At 54.1% G+C, this 14626-nt stretch carries 12 protein-coding genes and 1 rRNA gene; 7 read left to right on the top strand and 6 right to left on the bottom strand.

Annotated elements, in window-relative coordinates; all coding sequences use genetic code 11:
- Positions 1 to 162 precede the first annotated feature (162 nt).
- Positions 163 to 278: ribosomal RNA gene (gene rrf / locus CKF42_RS08775) — 5S ribosomal RNA — on the top strand.
- An 85-nt stretch (positions 279 to 363) separates the two neighbouring features.
- On the opposite strand, the gene mobB is transcribed toward rrf, so the two are convergent.
- Together mobB and mobA are read right to left on the bottom strand one after the other, a co-directional pair.
- Positions 364 to 870 (bottom strand): molybdopterin-guanine dinucleotide biosynthesis protein MobB, encoded by a 507-nt coding sequence (mobB, locus tag CKF42_RS08770; protein WP_111207997.1) that lies wholly within the window; start codon positions 868 to 870, stop codon positions 364 to 366.
- Between the two features lies 1 nt (position 871).
- On the bottom strand, positions 872 to 1438 hold the full coding sequence (mobA, locus tag CKF42_RS08765) for a molybdenum cofactor guanylyltransferase MobA (RefSeq protein ID WP_058957391.1): 567 nt from the start codon (positions 1436 to 1438) through the stop codon (positions 872 to 874).
- 39 nt (positions 1439 to 1477) lie between these two features.
- Between mobA and CKF42_RS08760 the strand changes: the two genes are divergently transcribed.
- The 4 genes from CKF42_RS08760 to polA all read left to right on the top strand — a co-directional run bounded on the left by CKF42_RS08760 (position 1478) and on the right by polA (position 6606).
- Positions 1478 to 1753: a YihD family protein gene (locus CKF42_RS08760; RefSeq protein WP_046100879.1), complete on the top strand. Its 276-nt coding sequence runs from the start codon at positions 1478 to 1480 to the stop codon at positions 1751 to 1753.
- Between the two features lie 45 nt (positions 1754 to 1798).
- Positions 1799 to 2785 (top strand): serine/threonine protein kinase, encoded by a 987-nt coding sequence (locus CKF42_RS08755; RefSeq protein WP_111207996.1) that lies wholly within the window; start codon positions 1799 to 1801, stop codon positions 2783 to 2785.
- A gap of 26 nt (positions 2786 to 2811) precedes the next feature.
- Entirely contained in the window at positions 2812 to 3441 is a 630-nt protein-coding gene (dsbA, locus tag CKF42_RS08750) for a thiol:disulfide interchange protein DsbA (RefSeq protein WP_009088168.1), read from the top strand.
- Positions 3442 to 3819: 378 nt separating this feature from the next.
- Complete coding sequence (gene polA / locus CKF42_RS08740) at positions 3820 to 6606, top strand: DNA polymerase I (protein ID WP_111207994.1); 2787 nt, start codon at positions 3820 to 3822, stop codon at positions 6604 to 6606.
- 408 nt (positions 6607 to 7014) lie between these two features.
- Here the strand turns inward: polA and yihA are convergent, their stop codons facing one another.
- Positions 7015 to 7650, bottom strand: coding sequence for a ribosome biogenesis GTP-binding protein YihA/YsxC (gene yihA / locus CKF42_RS08735; RefSeq protein WP_009088163.1), 636 nt, complete (start codon positions 7648 to 7650; stop codon positions 7015 to 7017).
- A 549-nt stretch (positions 7651 to 8199) separates the two neighbouring features.
- Here yihA and yihI point away from each other — a divergent pair.
- Entirely contained in the window at positions 8200 to 8724 is a 525-nt protein-coding gene (yihI, locus tag CKF42_RS08730) for a Der GTPase-activating protein YihI (RefSeq protein ID WP_009088161.1), read from the top strand.
- Positions 8725 to 8957: 233 nt separating this feature from the next.
- Positions 8958 to 10331, top strand: a complete 1374-nt coding sequence (gene hemN, locus CKF42_RS08725; RefSeq protein ID WP_111207993.1) for an oxygen-independent coproporphyrinogen III oxidase — start codon at positions 8958 to 8960, stop codon at positions 10329 to 10331.
- A gap of 40 nt (positions 10332 to 10371) precedes the next feature.
- Here the strand turns inward: hemN and glnG are convergent, their stop codons facing one another.
- From glnG to glnA, 3 genes are all read right to left on the bottom strand, one after another.
- The gene (glnG, locus tag CKF42_RS08720) at positions 10372 to 11781 is read right to left on the bottom strand and encodes a nitrogen regulation protein NR(I) (protein ID WP_009088155.1); all 1410 of its coding nucleotides are present in this window, start codon (positions 11779 to 11781) and stop codon (positions 10372 to 10374) included.
- A 7-nt stretch (positions 11782 to 11788) separates the two neighbouring features.
- Positions 11789 to 12838: a nitrogen regulation protein NR(II) gene (glnL, locus tag CKF42_RS08715; RefSeq protein WP_009088153.1), complete on the bottom strand. Its 1050-nt coding sequence runs from the start codon at positions 12836 to 12838 to the stop codon at positions 11789 to 11791.
- A 138-nt stretch (positions 12839 to 12976) separates the two neighbouring features.
- On the bottom strand, positions 12977 to 14386 hold the full coding sequence (glnA, locus tag CKF42_RS08710; protein ID WP_009088151.1) for a glutamate--ammonia ligase: 1410 nt from the start codon (positions 14384 to 14386) through the stop codon (positions 12977 to 12979).
- Positions 14387 to 14626: the final 240 nt, after the last annotated feature.

Here is a 14626-nt window from a genome sequence, read left to right as displayed (position 1 = left end):
GGGTGTGTAAGCGCAGCGATGCGTTGAGCTAACCGGTACTAATGACCCGTGAGGCTTAACCTTACAACGCCAGAGGCGTTTTTGAGAGACATGATTTTCAGTTTGTGACGGATAAAGAATTAGCAGAAGCGAAGAATTTTTCGTTTCGTGCACCAAGATTTGCCTGGCGGCTTTAGCGCGGTGGTCCCACCTGACCCCATGCCGAACTCAGAAGTGAAACGCCGTAGCGCCGATGGTAGTGTGGGGCCTCCCCATGCGAGAGTAGGGAACTGCCAGGCATTATACAAGTGAAGAAGCCCCGCACCGACGTGCGGGGCTTTTTTACGTCTGCCGATCGTGAAAAATCGCAGTGTAATACCATCCTCAGCGGCTTTTCAGCCACTCAGCAATGAAATCTGCAACGCTGCCCGGACAATTTATATCCAGAACCGGTACGTTCAGCGCTAATTTCTGGTCAGTGGCAACCGCTATTGTCCGCGCATCGAGCAGCTCTTCGATCCCACCCTTAACCCCCTCGCGCCATAAAACAATCTTTGGAACAGGTTCATCTTTGAAGCCTTCGACCAGCACCACCTCAAGTAAAGCGTGATCCATGCGGCTGACCAGATAAGACAGATCAATCGACGGCTGATCCGGCGTTTCACATATCAATGCCCAGCGTTCTGAACTGGCGACCATGACCTGACTGGCCCCCGCCTTTCTGAGCAGATAGCTATCTTTACCTGGGGTATCCACATCCATCTGATGATGGGTATGCTTGATCAACCCCGCGCGAATGCCTTTGCCACTGAGGAGCGGAATCACCTGCTGTAACAGCGTGGTTTTACCGGTTCCACTCCAGCCCACAATGGCAAGTAAGGGTAGTGACATATCAGGTTCTCTCTTTCAGATCGTCTGGCGTATTGATGTTGCGGAAGGCGGATTCATCATCATCCAGCGCGACCGCATGACCACCATGATCGCGCAGGAACTGCATGAGGCGCCGCTCTCCGGCCTGCAGATAGTCAAAAAGGGCTTTTGCCATGTCACGGTGAATCAGGGCGAGTGTAGGGTGATCGCGCGTCTGCGAGCGAACCCATACTGCGGGTGCTTCTCTGCGTTGATGGATCAGTTTTTCCACAAAGTTAAGAGGAATCGCCGGGGTATCGCAGGAGCAAAAAACCGCCCATTCCCCTTCTATGGCGATTAAGGCACTGTAGATGCCAGCCAGCGGGCCCGGGTAATCGTCAAAAACATCCTCTATAACGCGACACCCGCTTAGCTGATAGCGATCAATATTACGATTCGCATTAATCATGACAATGTCGACTTGTGGCCTGAGCCGCTCAAGAACATGCTGGTAAAGTGGTCTGCCGTCCAGCTGCACCAGCCCTTTATCCAGCCCCCCCATACGGCGGCCCTGACCACCCGCCAGAATGATGCCGGTTAATGCTGTCATGACGGTGCCCTCGCTGATTACGTACCTGGAGAAAACGAAATGAAATGCCATCGCCTGAATGAATTGCTGGAATTGCTGCAACCCGCCTGGCAAAAAGAGCCTGACCTTAATCTGGTCACATTTTTGCAGAAACTGGCTCAGGAATCTGGTTTCCGTGGCCCGTTAAGTGAATTAACGGACGATATATTAATTTACCATCTCAAAATGCGTGACTCAGCCAGCGATGATGCCATTCCGGGGCTGAAAAAAGATTATGAAGTCGATTTTAAAACGGCACTCCTCCGCGCGCGGGGTGTCATTAAACCGGACGAGTAGTGTTATCCTTGGCAGCTACATGCAAGGGCAACCACAGGTAACAGAATGAGCGACGCTGCTTTCAACTTCCAGACACTGAACCCCGACGTGCTGCTTGATGCGCTCTGGGGTACAGGAATCCGCGTCGAATCGGGACTGACAGCCCTGAATAGTTATGAGAACAGGGTCTATCAGTTCAGCGATGATGAAAAACGTCGCTATGTCGCCAAATTCTATCGTCCACAGCGCTGGCGTGCCGAACAGATTGCGGAAGAGCATCAGTATGCTCTCGATCTGCTGGCTGACGAGGTCCCTGTTGCGGCACCGCTGCGGCTTCAGGGCGAGACGTTGCACCGCCACGCGGGCTTTTTCTTTGCGCTCTTTCCCAGTCTGGGCGGGCGGCAATATGAGACCGACAACGAAGATCAGATGGAGTGGGTAGGTCGTTTTCTGGGGCGTCTTCATCAGACCGGTCGCAAAGCGCTGTTCAGTCACCGGCCAGTCATGGGACTGGATGAGTATCTGCACGAACCGCGTCAGGTGCTGGAACAGGCTCAGCTGGTTCCTGATTCACTGAAAGCCATGCTGCTACACGCGGTTGATAAGCTGGGAGAGGCGCTGCAGCAGCACTGGCATACCGGATGGCAGCCGCTACGATTACATGGTGACTGCCATCCGGGAAATATTCTGTGGCGCGATGGACCGCTGTTTGTCGATCTGGATGACGCCCGTAATGGCCCGGCGGTGCAGGATCTCTGGATGCTGATCAGCGGCGATCGACAGGAACAGCGTATTCAGTGGGATATCCTGCTGGAGGCTTACGGTGAATTCAGCGATTTTGATATTAATGAATTGTCACTGATTGAACCTTTACGCGCGATGCGCATGGTTTATTATCTGGCCTGGGTCGTCAGACGCTGGCAGGATCCCGCTTTTCCGCGTGCGTTTCCCTGGATGACAGATGAAGATTTCTGGCGCAGGCAAATTTCGCTATTCACCGAGCAGGAGAAGCTGTTGCAGGAACCTCCTCTGCAGCTGACACCGCAATATTAATGACGTAGTCAGGAGAGTGTTTCACGATGAAAAAGATTTGGTTTGCACTGATGGGTTTAGTGCTGGCATTCAGCGCGTCTGCTGCCCAGTTCACTGAAGGTAAACAATATGTCAGTCTGCAGAAACCCGTGGCCGGCGAACCTCAGGTGATGGAGTTCTTCTCGTTTTTCTGCCCGCACTGCTATCAGTTTGAACGCATTTATCACGTTAATGACGCGGTTAAAAAGAACCTGCCTGCTGACACCAAACTGGTGAAATATCACGTCGATTTCCTCGGCGGTGATCTCGGGCCGGTCGTGACTCAGGCCTGGGCGGTAGCGATGGCGCTGGGTGTGGAAGACAAGGTTACGGCACCGATCTTCGACGGCATTCAGAAAACGCAGACCATTACCGATCCTGCCAGTCTGAAAGAGGCCTTTATTCAGGCGGCCGGGATCTCCTCTTCTGATTACGATGCGGCCTGGAACAGCTTCGCAGTTAAAGCCTTAGTTGCCCAGCAGCAGAAAGCGGCGGCTGATGTCGATCTGCGTGGTGTGCCTGCGATGTTCGTTAATGGCAAATACATGGTGAACAATGGCGGACTGGATACCAGCTCTATGGATAATTTCGTTGCAGACTATGCCAACGTCGTTAAATTCCTGGTAAGCCAGAAGTAATCAGCCTTCTGCACTCGTGAAACGCCAGCGCCTGCTGGCGTTTTTTTTATGCTTCTTAATTGCGCGACGGTTTTGTCCATCTCCAGGGCATAAATTTAATATCCACACAAGGGATCACGCTATTGAAAATGGCGATCACGTCACGGTAATTGATAAAGCATATGAAAAATAAGCATTTTATTTGCTCATAAATTGCCTGATCGCCTGAGGGATCGCGCGTTATCATTTTTACGCACAAAGTTATCCACAACCCGATCGTTGCGATCCTGCCTCCGGAAATGTGAAAAAACGTCCACGCGGCACGCCTTAGTTCACCATTTCTGCCAGGTTGTGGCATCCTTATAGTCCAACTCACAGCAACGAAGACTACACAGACTTATGGCGCAAATTGCAGAAAATCCCCTGATTCTGGTTGATGGCTCATCCTATCTTTATCGCGCGTATCACGCGTTTCCGCCGCTGACCAACAGTGCAGGTGAACCGACTGGCGCCATGTACGGCGTGCTCAACATGCTGAAAAGCCTGCTGGCACAGTATAATCCGAGTCACGTTGCTGTGGTGTTCGATGCCAAAGGCAAAACCTTCAGAGACGAACTGTTCGAGCATTACAAATCTCACCGCCCCCCAATGCCGGACGATCTGCGCGCGCAGATTGAGCCGCTGCACGAGATGGTACGGGCGATGGGGCTGCCGTTGCTGGCGGTGAGCGGTGTGGAAGCGGACGATGTGATCGGTACGCTGGCGCTGGAGGCTGAAAAGAAGGGCCGTTCAGTGCTGATCAGCACGGGCGATAAAGATATGGCGCAGCTGGTTTCGCCAGGGATTACGCTGATTAACACCATGACCAATACCATTCTCGGGCCGGAAGAGGTCGAGCAGAAATATGGTGTCCCTCCCGCGCTGATTATCGACTTCCTTGCCATGATGGGCGACAGCTCAGATAACATTCCCGGCGTACCGGGCGTGGGTGAAAAAACCGCACAGGCGCTGCTGCAGGGGCTGGGCAGCATGCAGACGATCTATGACAACCTGGATAAAGTGGCCGATCTCTCGTTTCGCGGTGCCAAAACGATGGCGACCAAACTTGAGCAGAATCGTGAGGTGGCCTTCCTCTCGTATCAGCTGGCGACCATCAAAACCGACGTTGAGCTGGCTCAGCCCTGTGAAGAGCTGACGGTGACCGATCCCGATATTGAGGCACTGCAGTCTCTGTTCAGCCGTTATGAGTTCAAACGCTGGCTGAGCGATCTGCAGGACGGTAAATGGCTGCAGGGGAAAAAGAGCAATACGCAGGCGCAAAAAGCCCTGTCCGATGAGCCGGCACCCGTGTTGGAAACCAGCAGCGTATTGCCAACCGATAACTACGTGACCATTCTGGATCAGGCTCTCTTTGATAGCTGGCTGGAGAAGCTGAAAAACAGCGACGTCTTTGCCTTTGATCTGGAGACCGATGCGCTTGATACCCTGAGTGCAAATATTGTCGGCATCAGCTTCGCGGTGGCGCCCGGTGAAGCGGCTTATCTGCCGGTTGCCCATGACTATCTTGATGCGCCTGAGCAGCTGGATCGCGCCGCCGTTCTGGCGCAGCTTAAGCCCCTGCTGGAAGATGCCAGTGCCTGGAAAGTGGGTCAGAACCTGAAATACGATCGCGGCGTCCTCAGGAACTACGACATTGAACTGGCCGGTATCCGGTTTGACACCATGCTGGAGTCATACATCCTCAATAGCGTGGTGGGCAAACACGATATGGATAGCCTGGCTGCTCGCTGGCTTAAACATAAAACGGTCACTTTCCAGGAGATTGCCGGTAAAGGTAAAAATCAGCTGACGTTCAATCAAATCGCGTTAGAGCAGGCAGCCCACTATGCTGCCGAAGATGCCGATGTCACGCTGCAGCTGCATCTGAAGATGTGGCCTGAGCTGGAGAAAGAAGCGGGCCCGAGAAACGTCTTTGAGCAGATTGAGATGCCATTGCTGACGGTCATCTCCCGGATAGAGCGCAATGGCGTCTTGATCGACCAGGCTATTCTGGCGCAACACTCGAAAGAGCTGACTGCCCGACTGGCTGAGCTGGAGTCGAAAGCGCATGAGCTGGCAGGCGAGCCCTTCAATCTCTCCTCCACAAAACAACTTCAGGTGATTCTGTTTGAAAAACAGGGCATCAAACCTACGAAGAAAACACCGGGTGGGGCACCGTCAACCAGCGAAGAGGTGTTAGCCGAACTGGCGCTCGATTATCCGCTGCCTAAAGTGATCCTGGAGCATCGCGGCCTGTCGAAACTGAAATCGACCTATACAGACAAGCTGCCGCAGATGATCAATCCGCTGACCGGACGGGTGCATACCTCCTATCATCAGGCCGTTACCGCCACCGGACGCTTGTCCTCTGCCGATCCTAACCTGCAGAACATCCCGGTGCGTAATGACGAGGGACGCCGAATCCGTCAGGCCTTTATTGCCGATAAAGGTTATCGCATCTTGGCGGCCGACTACTCCCAGATTGAACTGCGTATCATGGCGCATCTCTCTCAGGATAAAGGCTTACTGGATGCCTTTGCCCAGGGTGAGGATATTCACCGTGCTACGGCATCGGAAGTGTTTGGTGTCGCGCTGGATAAGGTGAGTGGAGAACAGCGTCGCAGCGCCAAAGCGATTAACTTTGGTCTGATTTATGGCATGAGTGCCTTTGGCCTGTCACGTCAGCTCAACATCGGTGCAGGTGAAGCGAAAAAGTATATGGACCTCTACTTTGAACGCTATCCGGGCGTACTGCGCTATATGGAGAACACCCGGCAGCTGGCGGCGAATAAAGGCTATGTTGAAACGCTGGAAGGGCGCCGGCTCTGGCTGCCGGATATTAAATCCAGCAATGCGATTCGCCGCAAAGCCGCAGAGCGTGCCGCCATCAATGCGCCAATGCAGGGAACGGCAGCAGACATCATCAAACGCGCGATGATTGCCGTGGATGAGTGGCTTCAGCAGCAGAATGACAGCGCAGTAAGAATGATCATGCAGGTTCACGATGAACTGGTGTTCGAAGTGAAATCGGAGGCGGTGGAAGCAGCCAGCCAGAAAATCCGTGCGTTAATGGAAGGCAGTGTGAAGCTCGACGTACCGTTACTGGTTGAAGTCGGCGTCGGTGACAACTGGGACGAAGCACACTGATTACCGCCTCCGGGCCGGTTCTGTCGCACAAAACTGGCCCTGATTCAGGCATAAGTAATTCGTTTAGTTGAGTGGTCAGCTGTAACCGGGAGCGAAAGCGCGTTTCTAACTGCTTATCGGCTAAACATTTTTTTCGTCATTAAACTACATCACAACGCTATTTTTGTGACGGGTATGGTAAAAAAAGTCCTGTTTTGATGTAAGTAAGCAACAAAAAAGCCTTTGTCAGGCACAAAAAATCAGGTAAAGTTCGTCGCGTAGGGTACAGAGGTAAGATGTTCTATCTTTCAGACCTTTTACTTCACGTAATCGGATTTGGCTGAATTTAGCCGCCCCAGTCATTCTGTGACTGGGGCGTTTTTTATTGGGATTTTTGTTACCGCAGTGTCAGCGGATCAGCGATGCTGCTCACGCGTCCCCGTGCTGATCCTCAGTCGCCTCATCAGGCATCGCATACCAGCTGTCCAGTTTCTGACGAACCTTATCCACGCCGATTTTCTTCAGCGATGAGAAGAGCTCTACCTGGATATCGCCGCCGAAGCTAAGCGCCGCCTCACGCACGACGTTGAGCTGGGCTTTGCGGGCACCGGAAGCGAGTTTATCGGCTTTGGTGAGCAGCAGCAGAACCGGAATTGCGCTTTCCACCGACCACTGAATCATCTGGCGGTCGAGATCTTTCAGCGGATGACGAATGTCCATCAATACGACCAGCCCCTTCAGCGCCTGACGCTTTTGCAGGTACTCGCCTAACGCACGCTGCCACTTCAGCTTCATCTCTTCCGGCACTTCGGCATAACCGTAGCCTGGCAGGTCGACCAGACGCTTCCCTTCTTTAACTTCAAACAGGTTGATCAGCTGGGTACGTCCCGGTGTTTTACTGGTGCGCGCCAGGCCTTTCTGATTGGTTAACGTGTTCAGCGCACTCGATTTTCCCGCGTTCGAACGGCCAGCAAAAGCCACCTCAATTCCGGTATCGGCAGGCAGATGACGGATATCCGGCGCGCTCATGACAAAGTGGGTAACGTGATAATTCAATTCAGACAAGGTAACACTCCAGAAAACGCATTAGGGCAATGGCGGCGATTATACGCGTTATGGCGCGAAAGTGCTCAATCGCGTCGTGATAACAGTCCATGTAAGAGATTGACCATTCGCGCTGCGGGTTATGTCGATTTTTACGCGGATTTCTGAAAATAAAATCATCATAATTTCAATTGGTTAATAAGTTTTGCTCTTTTTTTAAGCCAACTATTGGTGGCGCTGACTTGAGGCTTTTACCAGTTGGTCTACATTATTGTGCAGTGAATGGCAGCACACATCAGGATGATGCGCTCAGGGATGTCAGGATGGCAATGAGCGATGGAATGGAACAGGTCAGGGATATGGCCAGACAGGGACAGGGAATAGCTCAGGAGTTGAGCAGGCGCGGGATTGACCGGGATGTTACGAGCCGAAAAGGATTTAAAACATGATTCCTTCTTGTGAAGGTATGAAATAAGGCGACAGCTTGAGCTGTCGCCTTTTTTCTTTGTCGGGTTTCTGCTAGATTTCGCCGCAATTCTATACTGAATAAAAAAGCCAGGACCGAATACTATGAAGCAACCTGCACGAGCTGCCCACGGCAAACCTGCCGTCAAAGCCAAACGCAAATCGCGTGACGAAATTAACCTCGAAGCGCGCGATCGCAAACGCGATAAAAAGCATCGCGGACATGCATCTGGCAGCCGTGCTAATCCGGCGGCGTCGGACAGCAATGGCGCACGCCAGTCAGCCCCCGCAAAAGATCCGCGCATCGGGAGTAAGAAGCCGGTGGCCCTGATCGCCGATGGCAAAACCACCGCCGTCAGGCCACAGAAAAGTGCAGATAAACCGGCAGCCCCGAAGAAAGTGCGCCTGACGCCGGAAGAAGAGCTGGCGAAGCTGGAAAACGATGAACGTCTGGATGCGCTGCTGGATCGCCTGGAAAATGGCGAAACGCTGTCGGCAGAAGATCAGGGCTGGCTGGATGCCTCGCTGGATCGCATCGACGAACTGATGGAGCAGTTAGGCATCGTGATGGACGATGGCGAAGATGAACAGGCAGAAGAGGATATGTACCGTCTGCTGAAGGGCAACTAAGCAAATTTGATCGGCATGCGAGTTCCGCATGCCGTGCTTCTCAGGTAAACGACAATGTTTTGGCCTGGATCAATTTTCGCGCTGCTGGCGACATGTTATCTGCTGTGGTTATTGTTTAAACTACGACGCCTGTCGCGTCTGAAGCAACGTTTACGTCGGGTCTCATCCCGCTCACCTTTCATCCCTTCTTCTTCGCGACCTTCTCTCAGACGACGTCACCGGAAGGAGTGAGCATGCCATCGCTGCAGATTGCCTGGGATCAGGCGTTAATTGAAAAGTACAATTACGCCGGGCCACGTTACACCTCCTATCCCACTGCGCTGGAGTTCAGCGAAGATTATACGGAAACCGATTTTCGGCTTGCCGTGGCACGCTATCCCGGGCGTCCGCTGTCGCTTTACGTTCATATCCCTTTCTGCCACCGTCTCTGCTACTTCTGCGGCTGTAATAAGCAGGTGACGCGTCAGCGCCATAAAGCGGACCGCTATCTGGATGTGCTGGAGCAGGAGATTATTCAGCGCGCGCCGCTGTTCCGCCAGCGCCGGGTGACACAGCTTCACTGGGGCGGCGGCACACCGACCTTTCTCGACAGGCAGCAGGTTTCGCGGCTGGTGGGCCTGCTGAAGCAACACTTCAATGTGACCGATGATGCCGAAATGTCGATCGAGGTTGATCCGCGGGAAATGGCGCCGGATATGATCGATCATCTCCGATCGCTGGGCTTTAATCGTCTCAGTATGGGCGTGCAGGACTTCAACAAAGCGGTGCAGGTGCGGGTTAACCGGGTGCAGGATGAGGAGGTAATCTTCAGTCTGATGGCCCGCGCACGTGAACAGGGCTTCCGCTCAACCAGCATCGATCTGATCTACGGTTTACCTCTGCAGACGCCCGACAGCTTCGCCTGGACGCTGGAGCGGGTCGTGGCGCTGAATCCGGACCGTCTCAGCGTCTTCAACTATGCGCATCTGCCGGCGCTGTTTGCGGCACAGCGCAAAATCAAAGAGGATGAACTCCCCTCGGCCCGGCAGAAACTGGATATTTTGCAGCAGACCATCGCGACCCTGACGCAGCAGGGCTATCACTATATCGGCATGGATCACTTTGCGAAGCCGCAGGATGAGCTGGCTGTCGCGCAACGCGACGGGAAGCTGCATCGCAATTTTCAGGGTTACACCACGCAGGGCGACAGCGACTTGCTGGGGCTGGGTGTCTCCGCCATCAGCATGGTGGGTGACAGCTATGCGCAGAACCAGAAAGACCTTAACAGCTGGTACAGCAGTGTGGAACAGCAGGGGAATGGCCTGTGGCGCGGCGTCGCCTTAACCCGCGATGACTGTCTGCGGCGGGATGTGATTAAAACACTGATTTGCCACTTTTCGCTCGATTTTGCCGCAACAGAGGCGCAGTGGGGAATTTGCTTTCATGACTACTTTGCTGAAGATCTGGCGCTGCTGAAACCCTTAATTGCCGACGGGCTGGTGGAGCAGACGACGACGGGGCTGGAAGTGACGGGGATTGGCCGGTTGCTGGTCCGCAATATCTGCATGTGCTTTGATCGCTATCTGCGGCAGAAAGCCCGTCAGCAGCAGTTTTCGCGTGTGATCTAAAGAAACGGGCTGGCAGACCTCGCCAGCCCGAACTGAACCTCTATTCCATCCCCAGCTCTTTCAGCTTGCGCGTCAGGGTGTTGCGTCCCCATCCCAGCAGACGTGCGGCTTCCTGCTTGTGGCCCTGGGTATGGCGCAGCGCCGTAGTCAGCAGCGTCCGCTCCATCTCGGGCTGGGCTTCTGACAGCAGATTCTGATGACCGGAACGCAGGGCGCGGTCGGCCCACTGAGCCAGCAGCGTGGCCCAGCTGTCAGGCAGTGACTGCACCGGGTTTTCTGGTGTGCTGGACTCAAACAGCTCGCCGGGCAGATCCTGAATCAGCACTTCCTGACCGGCCGCCATCACCGTCAGCCAGCGACAGGTGTTTTCCAGCTGGCGCACGTTACCTGACCAGTGCAGACGGGTCAGCGCCGTTTCGGTTTCCGGATGCAGAATCTTCGCTTCTACCCCCAGCTCACGGGCCGCCACCTGCAGGAAATAACGCGCCAGACGCGGGATATCTTCACGACGCTCACGCAGCGGCGGCAGATGTACACGGATCACATTCAGGCGGTGGAACAGATCCTCACGGAACTTGCCTTCCTGCACGCGTAATTCCAGGTTCTGGTGGGTAGCCGCAATGATCCGCACATCCACTTTGACCGGCGCATAGCCGCCGACGCGATAGAACTGACCATCGGCCAGCACGCGCAGCAGTCGGGTCTGCACATCCAGCGGCATGTCGCCAATCTCATCCAGAAACAGCGTGCCCCCATCGGCCTGCTCAAAACGGCCCTGGCGGATCTGGTTCGCACCGGTAAAGGCGCCTTTCTCATGACCGAACAGTTCTGACTCAATCAAATCTTTGGGGATCGCCGCCATATTCAGCGCGATAAACGGTGCTTTGGTGCGCGGGCTGTGCCGGTGCAGCGCATGGGCGACCAGCTCTTTACCGGTGCCCGACTCACCATTGATCAGGACGCTGATCGAAGAGCGCGACAACCGCCCGATGATGCGGAACACATCCTGCATCGCGGGCGCTTCCCCGATAATATCGGTGGTCGGTCCGCTGACCGGCTGATTACGCGGCTGCTGCTGCTCCTGATAGTGACTGATGGCGCGCTCTACCAGCGCAACCGCCTCATCAATATCAAATGGCTTAGGCAGGTAATCAAACGCCCCCTGCTGATAGGCGCTGACCGCGGCATCGAGATCGGAATGCGCCGTCATAATGATGACCGGCAGCATCGGATGACGCTGTTTAATCTGTTTCAGCAGCGCCAGGCCATCCATACCGGGCATGCGAATATCTGACAGTAAAACGTCCGGGGTTTTGGTTGAGAGGGCATCCAGCACCTCACCTGCGCTGTCAAACGTCGCACAGCTCAAACCGGCTCCAGTGAGCGCGCGTTCAAGCACCCAGCGGATGGAGCTATCGTCATCGACGATCCAGACTATCCCTCGTTGCATAGAAACCTCACTGGCGAATAGGCAGGTAGACCGAGAATTCGGTGTGACCCGGCCAACTGTTAAATTCTATTTTTCCTGAATGCTGATCAATCAGGCTACGGGCGATGGAGAGACCTAAACCGGTTCCGCCTTCACGTCCACTGACCATCGGATAGAAAAGCGTATCCTGCAGCTGGGCCGGAATACCGGGGCCATCATCTTCAATATCTATTCGTGCTACCAGGCGATAACGGGTGCCATGCAGCGTCAGCTGAAAAGCCGTACGGGTGCGAATAACAATCGTCCCGCCGTCGTCGCCCAGCGCCTGAAGCGCATTGCGTACGACGTTAAGCAGCACCTGTTCAATCTGGTCAGGGTCGTGCGGCAGTTCCGGCAGGCTGGGATCGTAATCCCGCACCAGGGAGACATTCTCCGGCAGCTCCATCGACACCAGATTGACCACCCGCTCAGCCACCTGGTGAATGCTCTGGGTAATGTGCATCCCCGGCTGCTGTGGCCCTAACAGACGATCCACCAGATTCCGCAACCGGTCGGCCTGTTCAATAATGACCCTGGTATATTCATTCAGCGAGGGATCGGGCAGGGCGCGTGATAAAAGCTGTGCCGCGCCGCGCAATCCTCCCAGCGGATTTTTTATCTCATGGGCCAGGCCGCGAACCAGATCGCGTGCAGCCACCTGCTGGGCGTGCTGTAACTGCTCCTGACTGAGGCGACGCTGGTTATCCATCGGCGCCATTTCCATCAGAATCAAGCCATCGGGTAAACGCTGTGCGGTCAGCGACATAATATGTGCGCGACCATCGACTACCAGCGTGACCTCACTGTCAGTGAATCCCTGGCCAGCCTCAAGACTCTCGCGCATCACCTCAATATTCAGCGAAAAGTAGCCGGTTAAATCCGGTAACGGCGTGCCGAACAACTTGCGTGAGCTCTGCGCCAGTAATTGCTGCGCCGCCGGGTTGGCGTAATGAATAACCAGGTCGTTATCCACCAACAAAATACTGTTGATTAAAGCGTTGAGAATCTGCCCGGCGTCGGGCAGAGAGCCAGTTGCCATACAACGTTCCTCTGCACTAAATAGGTGCATTCTGGTGTTTAAGCCGAAAAGCGGGAGAATGAACGGTGAATTCGCGGAGAAAAAAGCCCATCCGAAGATGGGCTAAAAGTTTCCACGGCAACAAAAACGTCTGATCAGTTAAACGCTGTAGTACAGCTCGAACTCAACCGGGTGTGGCGTCATGCGAACGCGGTCCATCTCAGTTTTACGCAGTTCGATGTAAGCATCGATAGATTCATCAGTGAAGACACCACCGCGGGTCAGGAACTCGCGATCTTCGTTCAGTGCATTCAGCGCTTCTTCCAGCGAGCCTGCAACTTTTGGAATCTCAGCTTCTTCTTCCGGTGGCAGGTCGTACAGGTTTTTATCCATCGCATCGCCAGGATGGATTTTGTTGATGATGCCATCAAGGCCAGCCATCAGCAGTGCGGTGAACGCCAGGTATGGGTTAGCCGCTGGATCCGGGAAGCGCGCTTCAATGCGACGGGCTTTCGGGCTGGCCACGACCGGGATACGGATAGACGCAGAACGGTTACGGGCAGAGTAAGCCAGCATAACCGGTGCTTCGTAACCCGGAACCAGACGCTTGTAGGAGTTGGTGGTCGGGTTCGCCAGGGCGTTGATCGCTTTAGCGTGCTTGATGATACCGCCGATGTAGAACAGAGCCATTTCAGACAGGCCGCCGTACTTATCGCCCGCGAACAGGTTCTGGCCACCTTTAGAGAGTGACATGTGGCAGTGCATGCCTGAACCGTTGTCGCCAAACATTGGCTTCGGCATAAAGGTCGCGGTTTTACCGTAAGCGTGCGCGACGTTGTGAACGACATATTTGTAGATCTGAATTTCGTCAGCTTTTTTGGTCATGGTATTGAAGCGGGTCGCCACTTCGTTCTGGCCCGCAGTCGCCACTTCGTGGTGATGCGCTTCAACCACCAGACCCATCTGCTCCATGGTCAGACACATGGCAGAACGGATGTCCTGTGATGAGTCAACCGGTGGAACCGGGAAGTAGCCGCCTTTCAGACCTGGACGGTGACCTTTGTTACCGCCTTCGTACTCTTTACCGGTGTTCCATGCCGCTTCGATATCGTCGATAGCAACGTGTGAGCCGGAAGTCGATGAACCGAAACGGATGTCATCGAACAGGAAGAATTCAGGTTCTGGTCCAAACAGGACGGTATCGGCGATACCGGAAGAGCGCAGGAAATCTTCAGCGCGTTTGGCGATAGAACGTGGATCGCGGTCGTAGCCCTGCATGGTGCCTGGCTCGAGAATGTCACAACGGATGATCAGCGTAGAATCTTCGAAGAAAGGATCCATGACCGCCGTGGTAGCGTCAGGCATCAGCACCATGTCTGATTCGTTGATGCCTTTCCAGCCGCCGATAGACGAACCATCGAACATTTTGCCTTCTTCGAAGAAGTCAGCGTTAACCTGGTGAGCAGGGATCGTAACGTGCTGTTCTTTACCTTTAGTATCGGTAAAACGCAGGTCAACAAACTTAACTTCATGCTCGTTCATCATCGAGAGAACGTGTTCAGCGGACATACTCAACTCTCCTGGAAATGGTCTTTCATTATCTACATGGCGAGGAAACGTCGTTTCCGGAGGGCGTGGCGGGAAAGGAAATTCCTGACCACTCTTTTCCGGCACGCTCTTCAACCGACATCTGACTGGCGTTTACGCTTGTTTCAGATAAAGCGAATTCTGTGCCAACTTTTTTGATGTTGCTTAAATCGCCTTATGATGCACCTTTTTGTCGTAATGCGGCTGCACCACGATGGTTTT

The sequence above is a fragment of the Pantoea sp. ARC270 genome (genome assembly GCF_003236725.1).
Taxonomy (GTDB): domain Bacteria; phylum Pseudomonadota; class Gammaproteobacteria; order Enterobacterales; family Enterobacteriaceae; genus Pantoea; species Pantoea anthophila.
This window is presented reverse-complemented; position numbering and strand designations above follow the sequence as displayed.

What these genes read in the sequence shown, in the direction of transcription:
- mobB (WP_111207997.1), bottom strand. Translation starts at nt 870, where the DNA reads ATGTCACTACCCTTACTTGCCATTGTGGGCTGGAGTGGAACCGGTAAA.
- mobA (WP_058957391.1), bottom strand. Translation starts at nt 1,438, where the DNA reads ATGACAGCATTAACCGGCATCATTCTGGCGGGTGGTCAGGGCCGCCGT.
- CKF42_RS08760 (WP_046100879.1), top strand. Translation starts at nt 1,478, where the DNA reads ATGAAATGCCATCGCCTGAATGAATTGCTGGAATTGCTGCAACCCGCC.
- CKF42_RS08755 (WP_111207996.1), top strand. Translation starts at nt 1,799, where the DNA reads ATGAGCGACGCTGCTTTCAACTTCCAGACACTGAACCCCGACGTGCTG.
- dsbA (WP_009088168.1), top strand. Translation starts at nt 2,812, where the DNA reads ATGAAAAAGATTTGGTTTGCACTGATGGGTTTAGTGCTGGCATTCAGC.
- polA (WP_111207994.1), top strand. Translation starts at nt 3,820, where the DNA reads ATGGCGCAAATTGCAGAAAATCCCCTGATTCTGGTTGATGGCTCATCC.
- yihI (WP_009088161.1), top strand. Translation starts at nt 8,200, where the DNA reads ATGAAGCAACCTGCACGAGCTGCCCACGGCAAACCTGCCGTCAAAGCC.
- hemN (WP_111207993.1), top strand. Translation starts at nt 8,958, where the DNA reads ATGCCATCGCTGCAGATTGCCTGGGATCAGGCGTTAATTGAAAAGTAC.
- glnG (WP_009088155.1), bottom strand. Translation starts at nt 11,781, where the DNA reads ATGCAACGAGGGATAGTCTGGATCGTCGATGACGATAGCTCCATCCGC.
- glnL (WP_009088153.1), bottom strand. Translation starts at nt 12,838, where the DNA reads ATGGCAACTGGCTCTCTGCCCGACGCCGGGCAGATTCTCAACGCTTTA.
- glnA (WP_009088151.1), bottom strand. Translation starts at nt 14,386, where the DNA reads ATGTCCGCTGAACACGTTCTCTCGATGATGAACGAGCATGAAGTTAAG.